Genomic DNA, 19,016 nt, shown 5'->3' on the forward strand with positions numbered 1-19,016 from the left:
TCATCCTCTTAGCGCACGTTTCTTGATTCTTTCAACGAGCTTGGCGTCTCAAAGAGGCATGGTGTCCGTTCCGTTTTTTTGTGGAAGAAATGAGATCTTGCTTTGCGTGAAACCTTTTATCGTCGGATGTCGTATGTACATTTAAGGAGGGGGAGTCATGCTGCTCGATTTTCCGATCATCGGATTTTTTGTCATCTTCTTTTCTTCGTTATTGTTGTTCGGAGAAATGCTTGTCAAAACGCGCGGCATTTTCGCATTGATCGGCATCGGCTTGATGGCTGTTTATTTTTCCTATTTTGTCAATGATGAAAATGTTTACTTGTTGTCATTTTTGTATGTCGCGGGCTTATTGACCATTATCATCGATGCAAAGCTGTTGAATCACGGAATTGTTGCCTTGTTCGGTGTGGTGATGATGATGGCGGCGGTTGCGATACCGGCTCCATCTGTTTTGTACGGGGTTTTGGCGGCGATTGCGCTGCTTGTGGGAATGAGCGGTTCTTTCGTTTTTTTGAAAGTGTTTCGACCGCGGGCAATATGGGGCAAGTTGACTTTGAAAGACAGGCTGACGAGCGAGGCGGGTTATAATTCGATCAATGAGGAATATCGGACCTTGATCGGCAGGACAGGGATGACGGAAACCCCGTTTCGTCCGAGCGGTACGGTTAAAATTGAAGGGAAGTCGTACAGCGCCGTTTCCGAAGGAAAGTGGCTGCAATCCGATATGCCGGTCCTCGTAACGGCCGTCGACGGGACACGCATCGTGGTGCAAGAAAAAACAGACTAGCTCTGTTTTCTTGGGAAGTGCAGGATGATGCGGAAGACGATGCTGAGCGTGAGAAGAAAGAGCAGCAAGAGGAGCAAAGACGACTGCCAACCAAAACTTTGCGCGCACGTGAACAAAAGCAGCGGCCCTGTCAAGGCGAAAGCGGTAACTTTCCAAATTTGCTGGTAGGTGAGCTTTCGTTGGGCCGCAGTGCTGAACAGCTTGCCGAATCCGGCTGACACAGAGACGGCGAGCAAGCCGACAAAAACAAACAACAAGTAATAATAAACGGAAAATTGCAAAATAAACAGTGTAAGAGGGATTTCCTCGTCAAGTTCTGGATGTGGGGCAAGGATGAAGCGAACCGCTTCCGGCAACGAGACAAGAATCATGAGCAGAAAAAAATACGCGATCGTTTTTCCCATGCGAACGCGATTCAGACGAAACATCGCTTGTTTTTGCGGAAGCCGAATTCCGTCAAGGAAGATCCGCCCCATAGTCATTGCCGATCCCGCCTTTCGTAACAAAGCCCGGTGGACGTGGTCCCCGGGCTTTTCGGTGCTAATTCATGATGGCTCGAGACGGAATCGAACCGCCGACACGAGGATTTTCAGTCCTCTGCTCTACCGACTGAGCTATCGAGCCATGAAGTTGAAACCGGGGAAGCACGCTCAGGCGTCTTCACGACTCGTGTCCCATCCTCTACAAGTAAATCAAGAAGTGAACTGATGGAGGAGGAGGGATTCGAACCCCCGCGGGCCGTGAAGCCCCTGTCGGTTTTCAAGACCGATCCCTTCAGCCGGACTTGGGTACTCCTCCAGATTAGATGTTAGAGATGAGAGGTTAGAGATTGGAGTTGAAGCTAATGAATTTCGAACTTCCAACTTCTAATTTCTAACTTCTAACATGGTGGACCCTGTAGGACTCGAACCTACGACCGGACGGTTATGAGCCGTCTGCTCTAACCAACTGAGCTAAGGGTCCAATATGAAAGTATGACGTTGGTTAGTTGTTTTCTGTCTGTCCCATCCTCTTCAAGTAAGCGCATAGAAGTGAATCGTCGGTACAACTCGAAGTTGTTCGTGAAGATGGTGCTCGTTGCTCTAACCAACTGAGCTAAGGGTCCAATATGAAAGTATGACGTTGGTTAGCTGTTTTCTGATGTAGATTCCAACTTCCAACCTCTAAATTTCTCACTTCTAGAATGGCGGTGGAGGGGATCGAACCCCCGGCCTTACGGGTATGAACCGTACGCTCTAGCCAGCTGAGCTACACCGCCTTGTTTTAATCGGACAACGTTTAATATACCACGAAGCGACTTGCTGCGCAAGAAGATTTTTTGAAAAATGACTGGAAAATGAAGCACAAGTTCAGTTTTAATCTTTGAATCCAAAGGGTACATTTGGTATTGTAATAAGTGAAGTACATATGCTTCATGTGCTTTTCAAAACTAATCAAAAAGACCGAGGAGGATGGTTTCAATGGCAAATTATCAATTACCGGAATTGCCTTACGCATTCGACGCACTCGAGCCTCACATCGACGAAGAGACAATGAAGATCCATCACGGCAAGCATCATAACACTTATGTGACAAAATTGAACGCCGCATTGGAAGGCCATGACGATTTGGCGGACAAGAGTGTGGAAGCGCTCATTGCCGATTTGGATGCAGTGCCTGAGAACATCCGCACGGCGGTTCGCAACAACGGCGGCGGCCATGCGAATCACAGCTTGTTCTGGCAAATCATGAGCCCGAACGGCGGCGGACAACCGAGCGGCGAATTGGCGGAAGCCATCAATGCGAAATTTGGCAGCTTCGACGAATTTAAGGAAGCTTTCAAAAGCGCAGGTGCCGGACGCTTTGGCTCCGGATGGGCTTGGCTCGTCGTGAACAACGGAGAGTTGGAGATCGTCGATACGCCGAATCAGGACAACCCGCTATCGGACGGAAAAACCCCAATTCTTGGTGTTGACGTTTGGGAACATGCTTACTACTTGAACTATCAAAATCGTCGTCCGGATTATCTTGAAGCCTTCTTCAACGTCATTAACTGGGATGAAGTCGAAAAGCGCTTCAAGCAAGCGAAGTAAATCGAACGTTGAAAAACCGGCGGGCACATGCCCCCGGTTTTTTCTATGATCGCGTTAATGCAGACACAGTTCTTGATGTGATGAATAGCCATTCCCTCTTGTAGCACACTATCTTGTAGTGACAAAAAGGGAGAAATGGCGATGAACGTGAAAAAGAAAATTCTCGGCAAAGTGAACGTATCCAAAGACCTTACCCTCTTGCTGATTGTGGGCGGTCTTTATTTTTTGAGTATTGCCTTGTCGAATACTTTCGTCAACGTTTACATTTGGAAGCAGTCAGGTTCGTTCGCGGATCTTGCCTTGTATAATTTAGGCATTGTCATTATGCAGCCGCTCGCCTTTATTGTTGCGGGCCGGTGGGCCAAGAAAGTGGATCGCGTGATTGTGCTCCGGGTAGGGGTCTCACTGCTGTCGGTATTTTTTTTAACGGTCCTGTTTTTCGGCGATCACATTGAAGGTTTGCAGATGGTGATGGGCGGACTGCTCGGCATTGGTTTCGGGTTTTATTGGCTGGCCTTCAACGTGCTTACATTTGAGATCACCGAGCCGGACACCCGCGATTTTTTTAACGGATTTCTCGGTTTGCTGTCTTCGCTTGCAGGAATGATCGGCCCGTTTTCTGCCGGAGCCATTATTTCATCAATGGAAAAGTTCACCGGTTACCGGATCATTTTTACGTTGTCGTTGTTGTTTTTCTGCTGTGCAGTCGTCCTTAGTTTTTACTTAAAAAGGCGATCGGCGCGAGGATCGTACAGATTTCGTCAAATCATTGTTGAACGGAAGCATAACCTCAATTGGCGGGCCGTGTTGAATGCGCATTTTTTTCAGGGGTTGCGGGAAGGTACGTTTGCGTTTGTTATTGTGATCTGGGTGTTTATCACCACGAAAAGCGCACTGGCGCTCGGCACTTACGGACTCGTTCAGTCGGCCGTTTCTTTCGGCGCTTATTATGGAGCGACGAGAATGATCAAAAACCGCCACCGGAAAAAGGCGATACTTGCCGGCGGTTTGGCGTTGTATGCGGCCGTGTTTTTCATTTTGTTCCAATTAACTTATCCTTTGTTGCTTGCTTACGGCGTCACGATTGCGCTCGCTTATCCGCTCTTGCTCGTCCCGTATATGTCGCTGACATTTGATGTCATCGGAAAAGGTTGGAAAGCGGCAGACATGCGAATCGAATATGTCGTTGTTCGCGAACTTTATTATAATGCGGGAAGGGTGATTTCGATTTTGGCTTTTCTCGCTGTTGTGTTTTTGTTTGATGATAAGCAAGCGATCCCTTATTTGTTAGCTGTACTCGGTGCCGGACATCTGTTTATTTATATGTTCGTTCGAAACATTCAACTTCGAAAAAGCTCCCATTCACCTCAGGGGGGAGAAGGAGAAAGGCGGTCATTGCAGAAAAAAGGGTCGACCGTATAGGTGAAAAATCGTTGCTTTACAATGACGAGCCGTTCCGGTTAAACTTTGAATAGTTACAAAGAAACCGGAGAGGGATTGAACATGGTCGGCCAAACGAAATCAAAGCCAAAGAATGCAAAACCGAAGAAAAAGAATCAAGTTCCTTTTCGATTAAACGTACTGTTTATTGTCGTTTTCGTCCTGTTTTCGATATTGATCTTGCGGCTCGGCATCGTACAAATCGTAGAAGGGGAGACGTATAAACAACAAGTCAAAGAACAAGTAAGACCGACGAGTAAGCTGGATGCTGCTAGAGGACTCATTTACGACACGAACGGCGAACTGCTTGTCGGCAACAAAGGTGAAAACGCGATTACCTTTACGCGAACGAAAGACGACTCCGCGGAGGATTTGCTTCATCTTGCCGAAAAGTTAACTGAATACATCCACATGGATCCTAAGAAATTGACGGTAAGAGACAAGAAGGATTATTGGATTTTGAAGCACGGGTTGTTGAACGCCTATCATGAAAAGTTGTCGGACGAAGAATACAACCGGCTTTCAAAAAGTGATGACAAAAGCGCCGCCTACGACGCGCTGCTCGATCGAATCACGAAAGAAAATATAGATTCGCTGACGAACCATGATTTGCAAGTCGCGGCGATCTTTCGAAAGTTAAATCAAGCGATGAATTTAACGCCGTATTACGTAAAAATCGGCATTGAAGACGAAGCATTTTATAAAATCGGTGAACATCTCGAAAGTTTGCCAGGCATTGATTTGACTCAGGCGGCGAAGCGGGTTTATCCGAACGGAGATCCGTTTTATTTAGGCAGCGTCGGAGAAATTCCGCGTGAATCATTGGATTATTATTTGGCTCGCGGCTATAACCGGAACGATCTCGTCGGAACGAGCTATCTGGAGCAATATTACGAAAACCTTCTGAACGGAACGCCGACGAAATTGCAGTTTCAATTGAATGAAGACGGTGAGTTGCTTGCGAACCCGAAGCAGCTTCCCGGACATCGCGGGTACGACATTCAGCTGACAATCAACTTGGAATTGCAAAAAAAAGTGCAGGAAATCTTAAAGGCGGGCGTCCGTGATGCCATGTTCCATTGGCACAACCCTTATTTGAACAGTGCTTATGCCGTTGTGATGAACCCGCAAACCGGCGGGATTTTGGCACTGAACGGCGTGGAATACGAAGACGGCCAATTTAACAACGTCTCTTACCAAACAATTACCGGTTCCTTTGTCATCGGCTCGAACATCAAAGGGGCGACGGTGCTTGCCGGATTTGAGACGAATACCGTGCCAAGCGCTTTTAATGATAAAAAATTTGTTTTCAAAAACGGTAACGATTTACAATCGTATCCGGGCAACAACATCGGAGTCGTCACCCCGGTGACGGCGCTGGAAGCTTCCTCGAACATTTTTATGGCAAAAATCGCCGCGAATATGGCTGGTTTCAAGACGGTCGATAAAGGATCGTATTACCGAGTGTACACTTATCGGGACGAACAATATTTTCACGCGTTCCATCAATTGCGGGAAATATACAGCCAATTCGGTTTGGGGATCCGCACGCAAATTGATTTACCGAAGGAAGGGCTCGGATACGAAGGAGACATCGACCAAGTTCAGCCTGGGCAAATTTTACGCTTTGCTTTCGGCCAATTTGATACGTATACGCCGATCCAAGTGGCTCAATACTTTTCGACAATCGCCAACGGCGGTTACCGTTTGCAGCTTCATTTGTTGAAATCGGTGCATGAGCCGAATGCCGATGCGGAAGGACCAGGTGAACTCGTCTATCAATTTGAACCGAACGTTTTGAATCATATCACGATGAACCAACATGCCCTTGAACAAGTCCATAAAGGGTTTTGGCTCGTTACTCACGGAGCACGCGTCTATTCTCATCTGCCGACCGCCCCTCAACTCGGCCGCGGCGAATATGAAAAATACGAGATTGCGGGAAAAACAGGTACGGCCGATGTGACGATCAATGGTCACGAAACCGTCAATGAGCTGTTCAGCGGCTACGCTCCCGCGGGAGAAGGACATGAACCGGAAGTGACAGTTGTTGTGATCGTCCCCGGTGACGACAACGGCGGTCACCACATCAAATTGGCAGGTCAGATTTTCAAAGCCTATTTTGAGATGAAAAACGGCAGTTAAATGAAAAAAATCGCCCTGGGAATTTCCCGGGGCGATTCGTCTATCAAGATGTGATTTTTTTCGCGATCTCCGCGATTGTCATGTCGCTCTTTATTTGCACCGTACCGAGCTGCACGTCTTGTTCCATATTGTGTTTTTTCAAATAATGGATCAAGTCGAACTTGTCTTTAATAATGTTCGCCTCTTCAAGCTTCGCGGCAATCTCGCCGCCCGTCATGCCCGAGCGAATATGCAGCGTGAAACTGCGAACATTTTCTTTTTTCGTGTCCGATTCGATGTCTGATTTTGACTTCGAATCGTCTGAATCATCCGCAGCCGTTTTCGATTTTTCTTCTTGTTCGTTCGCCTTGGCTTTCGCCTGCAGGTTCTCGTATTCCGATTCGGAAACGGCTACTTGTCCATGCGTATCCAAATACTCATCAACCTGCGACTCAGTTATGACTGCCGGTTTGGCCGCCGTCTTTTCCAACGAATCGCTCGTGTATACGAAGAAGGCCATTACCAAAGCGGCCACCCAAATCCCTGCGGCAAATCCGCGCATTCCCCTTTTCGTCATAAAAGATCCCTCTTTTTTCCTTTTAGTCGCGACGATGTTGAATCATGATTTCATCTTCCAGTTCGTTTTGCTTTTTCTTCACTTTGTAAAGTTCTTGCATCAACGTGATCGATAAATTTTCCATTTGATTTTCAATGTCCGCGAAGCGGTCTTTCTTAAAGAACGACGCGATAAATACGATCGCTCCAATGACCAACAGTCCGAAAATTGCAAATTCCATTATGTATCTAACCTCCTTGCGCCATGATTCAACAATATTCGATGCATCCTCTTCATTTATAACATATTCGTCCAAAAAAACAATGGAAAATGAGAACCAAATTGGCCGATCTTGAATTTGTACGGAAACTCTGGTAAAGTAACAACGAATAACGTTTGGAGGGAACAGGAATGCGAGTTCAAGTAACTTTGGAATGCACGGAATCGGGTCATCGCAATTATTTAACAACGAAAAATAAAACGAAACAACCCGATCGCATTGAAATGAAAAAATACTGCCCGTCGTGCAGAACACACACCGTACACAAAGAAACGAAATAAAGCAGCGGGGGAGAGCTCCCGGTGCTTTTTTCATGGATGGAAAAGGAGAAGGCGGACGATGGATGCGAAACGCATGCTGCGGGAAAAAATGAAGAAAACTTTAAATGCGATTCCGGCCGATGAACGGAAACGTTGGCAAGAGGAGGCGGCTCAACGTCTGTATGCGTTGCCGGAATGGAAGGAGTCGCGGACGATCGGCATTACGCTGTCGACCCCGGATGAAATCGATACCGAAGCGATCATTCAAAAAGCATGGGAACAAGAAAAGAACGTGGCTGTACCAAAAGTGCTTCCTGCTGAAAAAGCGATGCAATTTCGACAGATTTCGTCATTCGCTGACGTTCGACCGATGTTCGCGGGCATTCGTGAACCGCTGGAACGTCGCTCGCGGTTGATCGTTCCGGAAGCGATCGACTTACTTGTCGTCCCTGGGCTCGTTTTTTCCGAAGCCGGTTACCGGATCGGATTCGGCGGCGGTTTTTACGATCGGTTTTTGGAGCGTCACCAGTTGTTTGCTGTTTCGCTTGCATTTGAATGTCAACTAAATGCTGACGTTCCCGTCGAACCGTTTGATCGCCCGGTCGATATGATTGTAACGGAATCTAGGGTCCTTACGTGCAACGGATAGTTGGAAATTCATTCGCTTTCTCCGAGATCGAGCTTCACTTCAAGTTTGACGTTCCCGCCGTCCGCCGTTTTGAATAATACGACAAAGCCGGTGCGGTTTTTGCTGAACAAAACGAGGGGTACGGTGCTTCCAATCGGAGAAGTTTTTTCGCCGTCTTTTCGTGTGACGCCGGAAACGTAATCCGAATAAAGCGTCTGCCATAATTGCGCCAAGGCCCGTTCTGTTTGCTGCTTTGTTAAGCCGGGAAGCCGGTTTCTTGAGAACACATGAAGGTAAGGAAGCGAAAACGAGTAATAAGCATTGCGGTTGATGGCGAACGACTCGATGAGTGCATGCCAAGCATATTGGACTTGTTCTTCGGTTGCGTGATCAAGTATCGATTTCCATTCTTTCTCTTCCTCGCTGATCGGAACTTTGAACGAATCAGTCTCGCTCAGCGGAGAGTCCATCACGTAAATTTGATCATAACTCATTGCCAACAAGCTCGTCTCATGTTGTTCATCAGTACCGAAGTTCGCGTAATGAACGGAAATGGCCCGAAAATGGCCGCTGTCTTCACAGCGAACACTCTTTTGCGCATACAACTCACCAGCGTTTTCACGCTGCTCGGCAAGACGGTCAATCAGTTTTCCGTCTTCGTACAACAAAGAAAAATCTTGTCTGAACGTTGCTTTGCCATTCAGTTCCGAGCGCAAGGTCCAGTTTATCGTATATTCGTCTGGATCGACTTGCTTCCCTTTATGCAATTCCGTCTCGGCGCGGCGAAACGGATGGTTTTCATTTGTCGGCAAATAGACGATTGGAGAATGCGATGCTGTCTTCTCGACAGAAACGTAAAATGCGGCAAAGCAGGCGCTGATAAGCGCCGCCAGTACTATCAAACCCGCCCGCTTCATAGGAAACCTCCAAAGGACAACTTTTTCATCAATTTATGTGATTAATGTTAAAATATGAGGCGGGTGTTTATCTTTCAATTAAAGGAGAGACTCGGAAGAATGGGACATGTAGTAAATGACGACGAAATCGTCAAAGTGATCGATGAATTGGTCAACATCCCGAGCCCGACGGGGAACACATCGGAAATTATTAAGGTGATCGATGATCGGTTGCGACAATTCGGCGTTGCGACGAAAGTAACGCGCAAAGGGGCATTGCTGGCAACGTTGCAAGGCGAAGACGACACGCGGCATCGATTTGTTACTGCGCACGTAGATGCATTAGGGGCAATGGTGAAACAAATCAAAGAAAACGGGCGATTGACGTTGTCGCGCATCGGCGGTTTTCCGTGGAATCACGCGGAAGGAGAATATTGCACGATCGAAACTTCCGGGGGAAAACGGTATGGAGGAACGATCGTAATGCATCAAACCGCCGTACACGTTTACAAAGATGCGGGAGAAGCGAAACGAAACGATGAAAACATCGAAGTGAGGATCGATGAAAAAGTAAGAAACGCGAAGGATGTACGTAACCTTGGAATCGAGGTTGGTGACTTCGTATCGTTTGATCCGCGTTTTGAATCAACGGACAGCGGATTCGTCAAGTCAAGGCATTTGGATGATAAAGCGAGCGTCGCGATTCTTCTTGAGGTTGTACGGCAACTCGTCGAAAATAAAATCAAGTTGCCGTACACGACACATTTTTTGATTGCCAACAACGAAGAAATCGGATATGGGGCAAATTCGAATGTTTCGCCGGAAACGATTGAATATTTAGCGGTTGACATGGGAGCGATCGGCGATGGTCAAACAACCGATGAATTTACGGTTTCCATTTGCGCGAAAGATACGAGCGGCCCGTATCATTACGGGTTGAGAAAACATCTCGTGAAACTCGCCGAGAAGCATAACATCGGCTTTCAAGTGGACATTTATCCTTTTTACAATTCCGATGCTTCTGCGGCTGTCCGCGCCGGACATGACATCATTCACGGGCTCATCGGCCCGGGTGTAGATGCTTCGCATGCATACGAACGTACACATCGGGAGTCGCTCGTTTCTACAGGGGATTTGATTTATCATTATTTGCAATCGAAAATGATTTCTTGACTTATTCCATTCTCGAGGGCCGGGTTCCCTCGAGTTTTCTTTCTTTCATACTTTAATGCCTCCGTTACATATTTATATAGAAATGCCGTAATGGAGGTGGAAAGTGTGAGAATCACGATAAGAAGAGGGGACACGTTATGGTATGTGAGCCAACTGTTTAATGTCCCGCTGCAATTGTTGATCGATTCGAATCCTAACGTTAATCCGCAAAGTTTGGCCGTTGGAAAGGAAATCGACGTTCCCGGTTATATAACGGAATCTTACACGATCAAATCGGGGGATACGTTTTGGGAAATCGCGACACGCCGTCGGTTGTCGCTTGAAACGCTGTTGCGGGCCAACCCCCGGATGGACCCGCTTCGTTTACGTGTCGGAGAAACCATCCGAATCCCAGTCCGAGTCACGGATCTTGTCGTTAACTGGCGTACACAATATGACTATGAAACCCTTACACGGGATATCAATCGCTTGGTGGACATTTATCCATTTTTGCGGCGGAACCGGGCGGGGAACAGTGTTATGGGAAAAGAGATTGCGGAACTGAGAATCGGAAACGGTCCGAAAAATGTTCATTTCGATGGTTCGTTTCATGCGAATGAATGGACGACGACCCCGATGTTAATGAGGTTTGTCAACGAGTACTTGATCGCCTTAACGAATCGGGGTACGATCCGGGGTTTATACATGGCGCCGTTTTACAGTGAAACGAGTCTTTCAGTTGTACCGATGGTGAATCCGGATGGGGTGAATCTTGTTATCCACGGTTTGCCTGATCAAGAACCGTATCGCAGCCAGGTGTTGAGAATTAACAATGGCAGCACAGACTTTTCCGGATGGAAAGCCAATATCAACGGCGTTGATTTAAATGATCAATTCCCGGCTCGCTGGTACATAGAGGCGAGAAGGCGAGAACAGCAGCCATCCCCGGCCAATTATCCGGGAACGGCCCCGTTAACGGAACCAGAAGCGCAAGCGATCGCGCGATTGACGAGAGAAAGGAATTACAACCGGGTGCTCGCTTTTCACACGCAAGGGGAAGTGATATATTGGGGATTTCTCGGGTATGAGCCTCCGGAATCGCGAGTCCTCGTAAATGAATTTTCACGAGTCAGCGGCTACCGTGCCGTACGATATGTGGACAGTTACGCCGGGTACAAAGATTGGTTCATTCAAGAATGGCGACGTCCCGGATTTACGGTGGAAATGGGCACCGGCCCGAAACCGATCCCGCTCGGTCAATTTGCTGAAATCTATCAAGAAAACCTTGGAATTTTCTTGGCGAGCTTATATATGTAAAATAAAAACAGGCGGTCGAAATGCGTTCGACCGCCTGATTCTTTCGTTATTCGCCGCTGACCGCGCCGTTACCCCAAATCGAAGCGTAAATGCTCATTACCGAAAACCATCCGAATACGAGAAACGAAAGCAAAGCGTATCCGCCTCCGAACAGATTTCTTCGTTTGAATTCACGAACCGTGCCGAATAAAGCAAAAATCGTAATGACGAGAAAGATAAATCCGAGTGCCATATGTAGTCCTCCTTGCTGAAAATGAAAGTGATAAGTTCAGTTTAACCAAATCGTGCGTGATCTACCGTTATTTTATACTTTTTTTGCACGAATGTCGAGAATCTGTATCGTTTTTCCTGCCCGTGTGGCGTTTGGCTGCCGCATCGCTTAAAATGGAAAGGGGAAAGGAAATCGACGTCAAGGAGGCAGGATGATGAAGTGGACGAGATTCGAGCTCGGCCCCGTGCAAACGAACGCGTATGTGGTCACTAACGACAAGCGTGATGCCTTGATCCTTGATCCGGGTGCCGAAAGCGAAAAACTGTTTGATTATATCGAACGAAATGAATTCAATCCGTTGGCGGTATTGTTGACGCACGCTCATTTCGATCATATTGGGGCTTTGGAAGACGTCAGGCGCCGTTGGCAGATACCGGTCTATTTGCATAGCCGGGAAGCTGATTGGCTAGGCGATCCGGAGAAAAATGGTTCGGCGTATTTTCCGTTAGGGGAAGTAACTGCCGAAGCGGCAGACGAACTCATTCGCGACGAAGGGGAGTTGAAAATCGCCTCATTTCGCTTTGAGATTTTCGAGACACCGGGACATTCTCCGGGGAGCGTCTCCTATTACGATCGGGAACACGGCATCGTGTTTTCCGGTGATGCGTTGTTTGCTGGAAGCATCGGGCGAACGGACTTGTATGGCGGTGACCAACAAATGTTGTTGAAAAGCATCACGGAAAAATTACTAACTTTGCCGGATGATACGGTGGTTGCTTCAGGACACGGTCCGGAAACGACCATTGGAAAGGAAAAACGGATGAATCCGTTTTTGTAAACGACGGGAGGGGGCGCGCTTGAAAAAGCTCGTCGAACAACTCATTCGAAGCTCACCAGAGCATCGAATCGACATGGCTCGTTACATGGAGACGGTTTTGTATCACGAAACGGAAGGTTATTATCGAAAAACAGGTGAAAAAATCGGGAGACAGGGTGATTTTTATACAAGCGCTTCCATGCATCCCGTCTTTGGCAAAGTGCTCGCGGAATGTTTTATCGAATGGTGCAGCCGGTTTCAGATCCAACCGTCGATCTGCGAACTTGGTGCAGGCGGCGGAACGCTGGCGGCATCCGTGATTGAACATTGGCAGGCAACGTCCAGAGAAACTTTTGCCGATTTACATTATTACGTAATCGAAGGAAGCCCGTATCACCGCGAGCTCATAAAAAAAAGAATACCTGGAGACGGACCGCTCGTCGTCTTTGACAGCCTCGAAGCTTTTGTCGCAAAGCACCGTGCGTTCGACGGGATTTTTTTATCCAATGAATTTTTTGATGCGCTGCCCGTGCGAGTGGTCGAAAATGACGGCGAAGCGCTGAAAGAGATTGCGGTGACGATCAACGAATACGGGAAATTGTGTGAAACAGTCGTTCCACTAACGGATCCAACGGTTGTCGATTGGATCGATCGATACGGGTATCTTCCGGAAAAAGGGCAAAGAATCGAAATTCCGATCGCGATGACGGAAGTGTTGGATCAAATCACCGCAAGTCTCAAGCGGGGACTCGTCCTTACATTCGATTACGGGTTCACGGAAAAAGAAGCGAAACACCCCTCGCGGCGCAGAGGAACATTGAGAGGATATTACCGGCACCAGCTGATTGGCGACGTGCTTGCCCATCCCGGAAACATGGATTTGACATTCCACGTGCCGCTTGACGCTTATCGGAAAATAATGTCCGATCGTGATATGATGTCCGTGTGGAGTGGAACCCAAAGGCAATTTTTATTGAAAAACGGGATTAGGTCTCACTTAAGACAACCGGAGGACACTGATCCTTTTTCTGACGCCCGCAAACAAAATCGTGCCGTTTTCAACCTGATTTCGGAAGCGGGAATGGGGCATGCGTTTTCGGTGCTTCTGCATAAGAAAAAGGAATAAAAAAAACCCGGGGCCACCGCCGCGGGTCGATGTAAAACGTTTATTGAGGGCTTCCGCCGGGGACCATGACGAACGTGGTCCAGTACGTGAAACCAATGAAAAACAAGGTCAAATACGCGCCAAAAATATACAGGTAAGTGCGTTCGGATAAATTTAAAAGTCCTAAACAATAAAAGATGACCGTTTGCCCGTAAAACAACAATGCGGCGTCAAACATTCCGCCAACGTTCAACATGATTGCGAAAACAAGCGTCCAAAATGCGAGAACGCGAAACATGCGCGGCATAGTGTTCCCTCCTTCATCACGATGTATATGTACGCCAATCTCATTGTCATTATATACGAGAGCAATTTCATTGTAAATGTTTTTACCCGTATGCGGCGCAACCTTTCGAAAAAGCCCGCCTCGAAGGCGGGCTTTTTCATAAAACAGCGCGGTTCGCGCTGGAACTGGGATGGCAGGATTCGAACCTACGCATAACGGAGTCAAAGTCCGGTGCCTTACCACTTGGCTACATCCCATCGAACCTACAATACGTAGTATGAACGCAGGTTTTGTAAAATATACGACGAAATGACAAATGACAGCAGGAAATTGTAAAACGATGGCGAAATAAACAATAGTCGGGAAGATGAAAAAAGGAAGGATGTGGTTCATGATTGAATGATGTTGAAGTAAAAAGCCGAAATCTGTTTGTCAATGCCGCTGCCCTTGGAGCCTCTGACATTCACTTTCATCCTCGCGCTAAGGACACCCTCGTCCGCTTAAGGTTGAATGCAAAACTTATCAATGTCGAACGTGTGCCGAACCGATTTTATGAGAAATGGATTTCTCACTTGAAATTTCTTGCCGGTATGGACATTGGCGAGAAACGAAAGCCGCAAAATGCTTCCCTCGATGTGCGAATCCTCGATAACTTCGTCAATCTTCGTCTCTCTACATTGCCCACTCCATATCACGAAAGCCTCGTGATTCGCCTCTTGCCGCAACAACAAACCCTTTCTTTGCATGAACTTGCCTTGTTCCCGCGATCGTATGACAAACTTATCTCATTGCTGTTTCCGCTTGAAGGTCTTGTGCTGCTCACTGGACCGACCGGATCTGGAAAAACAACTTTGCTGTATGCGTTACTTTCCGAGCTTGAACAGAAATATGCCCCGAAGGTGATCACGATCGAAGACCCGGTTGAGGTGAAGAATGACAATTATATTCAAATGGAAGTGAACGAAAAGGCGGGATTGACTTACGCAGAAGGTTTGAAAGCGATCCTTCGGCATGATCCGGACGTAATCATGATCGGTGAAATACGTCATGAGGAAACGGCGAAAATCGCGGTGCGTGCAGCAATGACCGGCCACCTCGTCCTGACTACGATGCATACAACCGATTCATGGGGAGCGGTTTATCGTCTGTTGGAGTTCGGCATCCCGCTGTCGTTTTTACAACAATCGTTGAACGCCGTCGTCGCTCAGCGGCTCGTATCTTTGTTATGCCCATTTTGCGGACCGAATTGCCACCCTTCTTGTTTTTCCCGCAGAAAACGGACGAGGCTTGGGGTGTATGAAATTTTATCGGGACATCCGTTGAAACAATGGGTCTCTTCCTTGACGAACGGAGATCAGTCACCCGCGCGTCCGAAAATCACATCGCTTCGCGATGAAATCAAAAAGGGGGTCGCTTACGGTTTTCTTGCTGAACAAGTACTTTCTGAAACGAAGACGGTGGACGTATCATGGCAAGGCTGAATTTTTGCAGCGGCTCGGCAAGTTGTTGGAACAAGGCTACACATTGTCCGAAGGGATCACATTTTTGACCTACCATCAACCGGAACACGTTCGCTCCATTTTGGCTGAAGTTGCGCAACAGTTGAAACAAGGGGAGTCGTTCCATGAAGTGCTGGAGGACAATGGTTTTCCGAAAGACGTTCTTGGGTATTTGTTTTTTTCCGAACAATACGGGGACTTGGCTTTCGCTTTAAAGGAAAGCGGCACACTAATGATCCGCCGGTGCGAAACGAAGAAGCGGTTTTTCCGTCTTGTCCGCTATCCGCTGTTTTTACTATGGATGGTCGGCCTGCTTATTGTGTTCATGATGCAATTTTTGTTCCCGCAATTCGATTCGATTTACGGTTCCCTTGACGTCGAACTTCCATGGCTTACCCGCTCGTTTTTATCGTTCATCCATACGCTCCCGACCTTACTCATCTTCGCATGTCTCCTCGCTTGTTTTTTACTTCTTTATTATTGGACGCATTTCCGCAAGTTACACCCGCATGCCCAACTGACTTTTCTCGGCCGCGTACCGTTATTGAAACAGTGGATTCCGCTCGTTGTCTCACAATACTTTTGCGTGCAGCTCGGTCATCTGCTCAAGGGAGGATTGTCGATTTATGAAGCGTTGTCAGTGTTTGAAAACCAACACCATCTTCTTTTCTTTCAACAAGAAGCGACGAACATGAAAGCCTCCTTGCGTGACGGTCAAGAATTGAAGGACGTTTTACGAAAAAACCGTTTTTATGTGCCGGAGCTATCCCAGATCATTGCATTTGGGCAGCGGAACGGCGACTTGCCTCGCGAACTGTTTGCGTACGGCCGACTGTTGATGACTTTGATCGAAACGCGAATGGCGCGGGCGATGGGCGTGTTGCAGCCGCTGTTGTTTGCCGGTGTCGGTATTGTCGTACTTGTCATGTACGTATCGATTTTGCTGCCGATCTTTCATTTGCTCGACGCGATGTAATTAAAGGAGGGATCTAAGAGTGTTAAAGAACGAACAGGGATTTACATTGATTGAAATGATGATCGTTTTGATGATCATCTCGGTATTGCTGATGATCGCGATTCCGAACATGGTGAAAAGCAACAATGTTGTAAAAGAAAAGACATGCGAATCGACAATTCATTTGCTGCAGAGTGAAGTAGAGACGTACGCGGTCGAACATGGCGGGACTATGCCGAATTCATTGACGGCATTAAAAGAGGAAGGTTATGTGGACAAGGTGCGTTGTCCTGATGCGGAATTGCGGCTCGTGGACGGACGGGTGATGCGTGATGTAGATGCTTCGCAATAAAGAGCTATCCCGTGAGAACGGATTTACGATGGTGGAAATGCTCATCGTCTTGTTCGTGATCGTTTCGGTCACTTCGATCGTTCACGCTTCGTTCCGCACTTTCCATGCCTCACGCGAAACAGCGTACGAGCTTCATCAGATCGTGCAAGATCTTTACTTGGCTCAGGAAACGGCGATAGCTCGCGGGGAATCCGTACATTTCGTGATTCACCGGCGGGAACATGAATACGCTTTGACGGCACGGGACGAAACCGTCCTTTTCGAGAGAAGCTATGATGCTCACCTCGAAGTGACGAGCAACTTCGGTTACACGATTACCTTTCACGGCGACGGAAACATCGCCAGATTCGGAACGTTGAAGATCGCCGCTGGCGGAAACCGTTACAAAATCGTTTTCCACATCGGAAAAGGGAGATTTTATGTTGAAAAAGGGTAATGGATTTTCCCTTGTCGAGACGATGGCAGCATTGTTTGTATTGACGATCGTCGTTGCTGGAACAATTCCGGTGGTCACCAAGCTGTATGAAGAGCGGGCGGCGGCGCATGAAAAAGCGAGAGCGTTAAATCTATTGGAAAATGAGCTGCATCGCTGGCTGTTGATCGGAAAAATCAAGAAGCATCACGACATTAAAAGGGGTTCCGTGATGTATCATGTTCACTCGAACGGCATCGATAACGGCAACGCTCTTACGGTTTGCATCCGTTGGAAAGCAAGCAATGAAAGAAGGTATGAATCATGCGGATCGGCAAAAATGAATCCGGCTTTACGCTCGTTGAATCGATGATCGCCTTGGCGGCTTTAACGCTCATCCTCGGCCTATTTCCGCTCGTATTGAAAGCGGTAGACCTTCCGGCGGCAAATGATTCCATGAACGAGTGGGAAACGGTCTTGTTTTTTCAACAAGTGAAAACGGAGATTCTTACGGCCGATGCGATCGCCATCGGCGGCAAACGGCTCGATTTGCGCATGCGGGACGGGACGGTCGTCGGCTACGTATTCAAAAACGGGAAGCTGGTGCGAAAAGTGAACGGACGCGGGAGCGTTTGGCTGCTTCAACACGTGCGGGACGTGCGGTTTGCGAGAGTTGGCAAAGGGGTTTCGATCGTCGTTGAAGGGACGAAAGGGAGGAAAGTGAGTCATGTCTTTTTGTCTTACGCATCTCAGGCGAAGTGAGAAAGGCTTTGTGTTGCCGTTGACGATGGTTGTCGCACTGCTTTTGACCGGTTACGCCTTGTTTCAATGGCACATGTACGATGCAGACAAACGCTTCTTGCGCGAAAAGGAAAATTCCTTGCGGCTTTCGTTGTTAATCGAAAGCGGAATCGCCGACTTCGCGGCCGCAGTTGAAAGAAATCACGATCATCTGCAGTTCACCTATAAAACGGGAAGTGTGAGCATGAAGATTGAGAACAGGGGTGACACGAGCCGCGTAACCTTGCGCGCCGAAACGAAGAAAGGGGAAAGCCGAACGATTCGTTTCCAATATGATAAAATAAACGACAAAATCATGGCGTGGAAGGGGATCGAGGGTGAATGAATCCGGTCTATTTAACAGGTTTCATGGGAAGCGGCAAAACAACGGTCGGAAAAGCGCTCGCAGCCGAACTCGGCCTACCGGTCGTCGATACGGACACTTACATTGAAAAGATGACCGGTCGACGAATCAAGGAAATATTTGCTGAACAAGGGGAAACGGGCTTTCGCCGGTTGGAAACGCAGGCATTGAAGGCGGTGACGAAGGAAAATACGGTCATAACGACAGGGGGAGGCATCGTATTAAGCAGGGAAAACCGCGAATTCATGAAAAAAAGGGGGACGGTTGTCCATTTGCGTTGTACGGCGGAGGAAATCATGAGGCGGTTGGCGAACGATCAAGACCGGCCGTTGCTGCGTGGAAAAGACATGGAGAGTGTTCAACGGATGTATGCGGACAGGCTGCCGCTGTACGAACAATGTGATTTGGAAATCGACACGACCGGTGCATCGGTGGAGACGATTGTTCGCCGATGTTGCGCGCGCTTGATTACGCGAAGCGAATAAGGGCCATACTAGGAACAAATCATGAGATACGGCAGGTGAGCAGCATGTCATCCGATGATTTGGTCCGGTACATTACCGAGCAAATGATGAAACATTACAAGCAGCCGAAAACGGAACGAAAACAGCGCCGTGCGCAAAAAAAGACGGCTCGGCCGCCGTTTGCCAACCGCTGGTTCGGCTTGTTGCCGTATGCGGTCGCTTTCTTTCTCAGAAGGTTTCGCAGGAGTTGATTCCTGGC

25 protein-coding genes and 5 tRNA genes are annotated in these 19,016 nt (G+C 47.9%); 19 read left to right on the forward strand and 11 right to left on the reverse strand.

The window, feature by feature from the left end; translation table 11 throughout:
• The first annotated feature begins 157 nt into the window (after window positions 1-157).
• Entirely contained in the window at window positions 158-787 is a 630-nt protein-coding gene (locus VFK44_08680) for an NfeD family protein (GenBank protein ID HET7628450.1), read from the forward strand.
• On the opposite strand, the gene VFK44_08685 is transcribed toward VFK44_08680, so the two are convergent.
• From VFK44_08685 to VFK44_08705, 5 genes are all read right to left on the reverse strand, one after another.
• Complete coding sequence (locus VFK44_08685; protein HET7628451.1) at window positions 784-1,269, reverse strand: DUF1189 family protein; 486 nt, start codon at window positions 1,267-1,269, stop codon at window positions 784-786. The two genes, VFK44_08680 and VFK44_08685, sit on opposite strands and share 4 nt — an antisense overlap.
• A 69-nt stretch (window positions 1,270-1,338) precedes the next feature.
• Window positions 1,339-1,411: transfer RNA gene (locus VFK44_08690), tRNA-Phe, on the reverse strand.
• Window positions 1,412-1,495: 84 nt separating this feature from the next.
• Window positions 1,496-1,585: transfer RNA gene (locus VFK44_08695), tRNA-Ser, on the reverse strand.
• Between the two features lie 88 nt (window positions 1,586-1,673).
• A tRNA-Ile gene (locus VFK44_08700) sits at window positions 1,674-1,750 on the reverse strand.
• A 221-nt stretch (window positions 1,751-1,971) separates the two neighbouring features.
• Window positions 1,972-2,045 (reverse strand) — tRNA-Met (locus tag VFK44_08705).
• Window positions 2,046-2,247: 202 nt separating this feature from the next.
• Here VFK44_08705 and VFK44_08710 point away from each other — a divergent pair.
• The 3 genes from VFK44_08710 (at window position 2,248) to VFK44_08720 (ending at window position 6,444) form a co-directional block, all read left to right on the forward strand.
• Window positions 2,248-2,859: a superoxide dismutase gene (locus tag VFK44_08710; GenBank protein ID HET7628452.1), complete on the forward strand. Its 612-nt coding sequence runs from the start codon at window positions 2,248-2,250 to the stop codon at window positions 2,857-2,859.
• 141 nt (window positions 2,860-3,000) lie between these two features.
• On the forward strand, window positions 3,001-4,281 hold the full coding sequence (locus VFK44_08715; GenBank protein ID HET7628453.1) for an MFS transporter: 1,281 nt from the start codon (window positions 3,001-3,003) through the stop codon (window positions 4,279-4,281).
• An 81-nt stretch (window positions 4,282-4,362) separates the two neighbouring features.
• A complete protein-coding gene (locus tag VFK44_08720) occupies window positions 4,363-6,444 on the forward strand; it encodes a penicillin-binding protein 2 (protein HET7628454.1) in 2,082 nt (693 codons plus the stop codon).
• Between the two features lie 43 nt (window positions 6,445-6,487).
• On the opposite strand, the gene VFK44_08725 is transcribed toward VFK44_08720, so the two are convergent.
• Both VFK44_08725 and VFK44_08730 read right to left on the reverse strand, forming a co-directional pair.
• On the reverse strand, window positions 6,488-7,000 hold the full coding sequence (locus VFK44_08725) for a hypothetical protein (protein ID HET7628455.1): 513 nt from the start codon (window positions 6,998-7,000) through the stop codon (window positions 6,488-6,490).
• Window positions 7,001-7,022: 22 nt separating this feature from the next.
• A complete protein-coding gene (locus VFK44_08730) occupies window positions 7,023-7,220 on the reverse strand; it encodes a hypothetical protein (protein ID HET7628456.1) in 198 nt (65 codons plus the stop codon).
• Between the two features lie 170 nt (window positions 7,221-7,390).
• Here VFK44_08730 and rpmG point away from each other — a divergent pair, with 170 nt between their 5' ends.
• Complete coding sequence (rpmG, locus tag VFK44_08735; GenBank protein HET7628457.1) at window positions 7,391-7,540, forward strand: 50S ribosomal protein L33; 150 nt, start codon at window positions 7,391-7,393, stop codon at window positions 7,538-7,540.
• Window positions 7,541-7,598: 58 nt separating this feature from the next.
• Window positions 7,599-8,168: a 5-formyltetrahydrofolate cyclo-ligase gene (locus tag VFK44_08740; protein HET7628458.1), complete on the forward strand. Its 570-nt coding sequence runs from the start codon at window positions 7,599-7,601 to the stop codon at window positions 8,166-8,168.
• 8 nt (window positions 8,169-8,176) lie between these two features.
• Here VFK44_08740 and VFK44_08745 read toward each other — a convergent pair whose 3' ends face one another.
• A complete protein-coding gene (locus VFK44_08745; GenBank protein HET7628459.1) occupies window positions 8,177-9,064 on the reverse strand; it encodes a hypothetical protein in 888 nt (295 codons plus the stop codon).
• A 99-nt stretch (window positions 9,065-9,163) separates the two neighbouring features.
• Between VFK44_08745 and VFK44_08750 the strand changes: the two genes are divergently transcribed.
• Entirely contained in the window at window positions 9,164-10,216 is a 1,053-nt protein-coding gene (locus VFK44_08750) for a M42 family metallopeptidase (GenBank protein ID HET7628460.1), read from the forward strand.
• Window positions 10,217-10,321: 105 nt separating this feature from the next.
• A complete protein-coding gene (locus tag VFK44_08755; protein HET7628461.1) occupies window positions 10,322-11,512 on the forward strand; it encodes a M14 family metallopeptidase in 1,191 nt (396 codons plus the stop codon).
• A 46-nt stretch (window positions 11,513-11,558) separates the two neighbouring features.
• Here the strand turns inward: VFK44_08755 and VFK44_08760 are convergent, their stop codons facing one another.
• On the reverse strand, window positions 11,559-11,744 hold the full coding sequence (locus tag VFK44_08760; protein ID HET7628462.1) for a DUF2759 domain-containing protein: 186 nt from the start codon (window positions 11,742-11,744) through the stop codon (window positions 11,559-11,561).
• Between the two features lie 193 nt (window positions 11,745-11,937).
• On the opposite strand from VFK44_08760, the gene VFK44_08765 reads away from it, so the two are divergent.
• Together VFK44_08765 and VFK44_08770 are read left to right on the forward strand one after the other, a co-directional pair.
• Window positions 11,938-12,561 (forward strand): MBL fold metallo-hydrolase, encoded by a 624-nt coding sequence (locus VFK44_08765; GenBank protein HET7628463.1) that lies wholly within the window; start codon window positions 11,938-11,940, stop codon window positions 12,559-12,561.
• Between the two features lie 19 nt (window positions 12,562-12,580).
• Complete coding sequence (locus VFK44_08770) at window positions 12,581-13,666, forward strand: SAM-dependent methyltransferase (GenBank protein ID HET7628464.1); 1,086 nt, start codon at window positions 12,581-12,583, stop codon at window positions 13,664-13,666.
• Between the two features lie 40 nt (window positions 13,667-13,706).
• Here the strand turns inward: VFK44_08770 and VFK44_08775 are convergent, their stop codons facing one another.
• Together VFK44_08775 and VFK44_08780 are read right to left on the reverse strand one after the other, a co-directional pair.
• Window positions 13,707-13,952 carry a DUF2626 domain-containing protein gene (locus VFK44_08775; protein HET7628465.1) on the reverse strand — a complete coding sequence of 82 codons (246 nt, stop codon included), beginning with the start codon at window positions 13,950-13,952 and terminating at the stop codon, window positions 13,707-13,709.
• A 164-nt stretch (window positions 13,953-14,116) separates the two neighbouring features.
• Window positions 14,117-14,188: transfer RNA gene (locus tag VFK44_08780), tRNA-Gln, on the reverse strand.
• Window positions 14,189-14,326: 138 nt separating this feature from the next.
• On the opposite strand from VFK44_08780, the gene comGA reads away from it, so the two are divergent.
• Genes comGA through VFK44_08825 form a run of 9 tightly spaced genes read left to right on the forward strand, consistent with a single transcriptional unit; the run spans window position 14,327 to window position 19,008 of the window.
• On the forward strand, window positions 14,327-15,412 hold the full coding sequence (gene comGA, locus VFK44_08785; GenBank protein HET7628466.1) for a competence type IV pilus ATPase ComGA: 1,086 nt from the start codon (window positions 14,327-14,329) through the stop codon (window positions 15,410-15,412).
• A complete protein-coding gene (comGB, locus tag VFK44_08790; GenBank protein HET7628467.1) occupies window positions 15,357-16,406 on the forward strand; it encodes a competence type IV pilus assembly protein ComGB in 1,050 nt (349 codons plus the stop codon). Before comGA ends, comGB begins: the two co-directional genes overlap by 56 nt.
• A gap of 19 nt (window positions 16,407-16,425) precedes the next feature.
• Window positions 16,426-16,737 carry a competence type IV pilus major pilin ComGC gene (gene comGC / locus VFK44_08795; GenBank protein ID HET7628468.1) on the forward strand — a complete coding sequence of 104 codons (312 nt, stop codon included), beginning with the start codon at window positions 16,426-16,428 and terminating at the stop codon, window positions 16,735-16,737.
• Window positions 16,724-17,173, forward strand: coding sequence for a competence type IV pilus minor pilin ComGD (comGD, locus tag VFK44_08800; protein ID HET7628469.1), 450 nt, complete (start codon window positions 16,724-16,726; stop codon window positions 17,171-17,173). Before comGC ends, comGD begins: the two co-directional genes overlap by 14 nt.
• Window positions 17,160-17,522: a type II secretion system protein gene (locus tag VFK44_08805; protein ID HET7628470.1), complete on the forward strand. Its 363-nt coding sequence runs from the start codon at window positions 17,160-17,162 to the stop codon at window positions 17,520-17,522. The genes comGD and VFK44_08805 overlap by 14 nt, the downstream gene beginning before the upstream one ends.
• Window positions 17,474-17,911 (forward strand): ComGF family competence protein, encoded by a 438-nt coding sequence (locus VFK44_08810; GenBank protein HET7628471.1) that lies wholly within the window; start codon window positions 17,474-17,476, stop codon window positions 17,909-17,911. Before VFK44_08805 ends, VFK44_08810 begins: the two co-directional genes overlap by 49 nt.
• Window positions 17,877-18,275, forward strand: a complete 399-nt coding sequence (gene comGG, locus VFK44_08815) for a competence type IV pilus minor pilin ComGG (protein ID HET7628472.1) — start codon at window positions 17,877-17,879, stop codon at window positions 18,273-18,275. Before VFK44_08810 ends, comGG begins: the two co-directional genes overlap by 35 nt.
• Window positions 18,272-18,778 (forward strand): shikimate kinase, encoded by a 507-nt coding sequence (locus VFK44_08820; protein HET7628473.1) that lies wholly within the window; start codon window positions 18,272-18,274, stop codon window positions 18,776-18,778. The genes comGG and VFK44_08820 overlap by 4 nt, the downstream gene beginning before the upstream one ends.
• A 44-nt stretch (window positions 18,779-18,822) precedes the next feature.
• Window positions 18,823-19,008 (forward strand): YqzE family protein, encoded by a 186-nt coding sequence (locus VFK44_08825; GenBank protein ID HET7628474.1) that lies wholly within the window; start codon window positions 18,823-18,825, stop codon window positions 19,006-19,008.
• Window positions 19,009-19,016 lie beyond the last annotated feature (8 nt).

It is taken from the genome of Bacillales bacterium (assembly GCA_035700025.1).
Classification (GTDB): Bacteria; Bacillota; Bacilli; order Bacillales; family DASSOY01; genus DASSOY01.

What these genes read in the sequence shown, in the direction of transcription:
- VFK44_08680 (HET7628450.1), top strand. Translation starts at nt 158, where the DNA reads ATGCTGCTCGATTTTCCGATCATCGGATTTTTTGTCATCTTCTTTTCT.
- VFK44_08685 (HET7628451.1), bottom strand. Translation starts at nt 1,269, where the DNA reads ATGACTATGGGGCGGATCTTCCTTGACGGAATTCGGCTTCCGCAAAAA.
- VFK44_08710 (HET7628452.1), top strand. Translation starts at nt 2,248, where the DNA reads ATGGCAAATTATCAATTACCGGAATTGCCTTACGCATTCGACGCACTC.
- VFK44_08715 (HET7628453.1), top strand. Translation starts at nt 3,001, where the DNA reads ATGAACGTGAAAAAGAAAATTCTCGGCAAAGTGAACGTATCCAAAGAC.
- VFK44_08720 (HET7628454.1), top strand. Translation starts at nt 4,363, where the DNA reads ATGGTCGGCCAAACGAAATCAAAGCCAAAGAATGCAAAACCGAAGAAA.
- VFK44_08725 (HET7628455.1), bottom strand. Translation starts at nt 7,000, where the DNA reads ATGACGAAAAGGGGAATGCGCGGATTTGCCGCAGGGATTTGGGTGGCC.
- VFK44_08730 (HET7628456.1), bottom strand. Translation starts at nt 7,220, where the DNA reads ATGGAATTTGCAATTTTCGGACTGTTGGTCATTGGAGCGATCGTATTT.
- rpmG (HET7628457.1), top strand. Translation starts at nt 7,391, where the DNA reads ATGCGAGTTCAAGTAACTTTGGAATGCACGGAATCGGGTCATCGCAAT.
- VFK44_08740 (HET7628458.1), top strand. Translation starts at nt 7,599, where the DNA reads ATGGATGCGAAACGCATGCTGCGGGAAAAAATGAAGAAAACTTTAAAT.
- VFK44_08745 (HET7628459.1), bottom strand. Translation starts at nt 9,064, where the DNA reads ATGAAGCGGGCGGGTTTGATAGTACTGGCGGCGCTTATCAGCGCCTGC.
- VFK44_08750 (HET7628460.1), top strand. Translation starts at nt 9,164, where the DNA reads ATGGGACATGTAGTAAATGACGACGAAATCGTCAAAGTGATCGATGAA.
- VFK44_08760 (HET7628462.1), bottom strand. Translation starts at nt 11,744, where the DNA reads ATGGCACTCGGATTTATCTTTCTCGTCATTACGATTTTTGCTTTATTC.
- VFK44_08765 (HET7628463.1), top strand. Translation starts at nt 11,938, where the DNA reads ATGAAGTGGACGAGATTCGAGCTCGGCCCCGTGCAAACGAACGCGTAT.
- VFK44_08775 (HET7628465.1), bottom strand. Translation starts at nt 13,952, where the DNA reads ATGCCGCGCATGTTTCGCGTTCTCGCATTTTGGACGCTTGTTTTCGCA.
- comGD (HET7628469.1), top strand. Translation starts at nt 16,724, where the DNA reads ATGCTTCGCAATAAAGAGCTATCCCGTGAGAACGGATTTACGATGGTG.
- VFK44_08810 (HET7628471.1), top strand. Translation starts at nt 17,474, where the DNA reads ATGCGGATCGGCAAAAATGAATCCGGCTTTACGCTCGTTGAATCGATG.
- comGG (HET7628472.1), top strand. Translation starts at nt 17,877, where the DNA reads ATGTCTTTTTGTCTTACGCATCTCAGGCGAAGTGAGAAAGGCTTTGTG.
- VFK44_08820 (HET7628473.1), top strand. Translation starts at nt 18,272, where the DNA reads ATGAATCCGGTCTATTTAACAGGTTTCATGGGAAGCGGCAAAACAACG.
- VFK44_08825 (HET7628474.1), top strand. Translation starts at nt 18,823, where the DNA reads ATGTCATCCGATGATTTGGTCCGGTACATTACCGAGCAAATGATGAAA.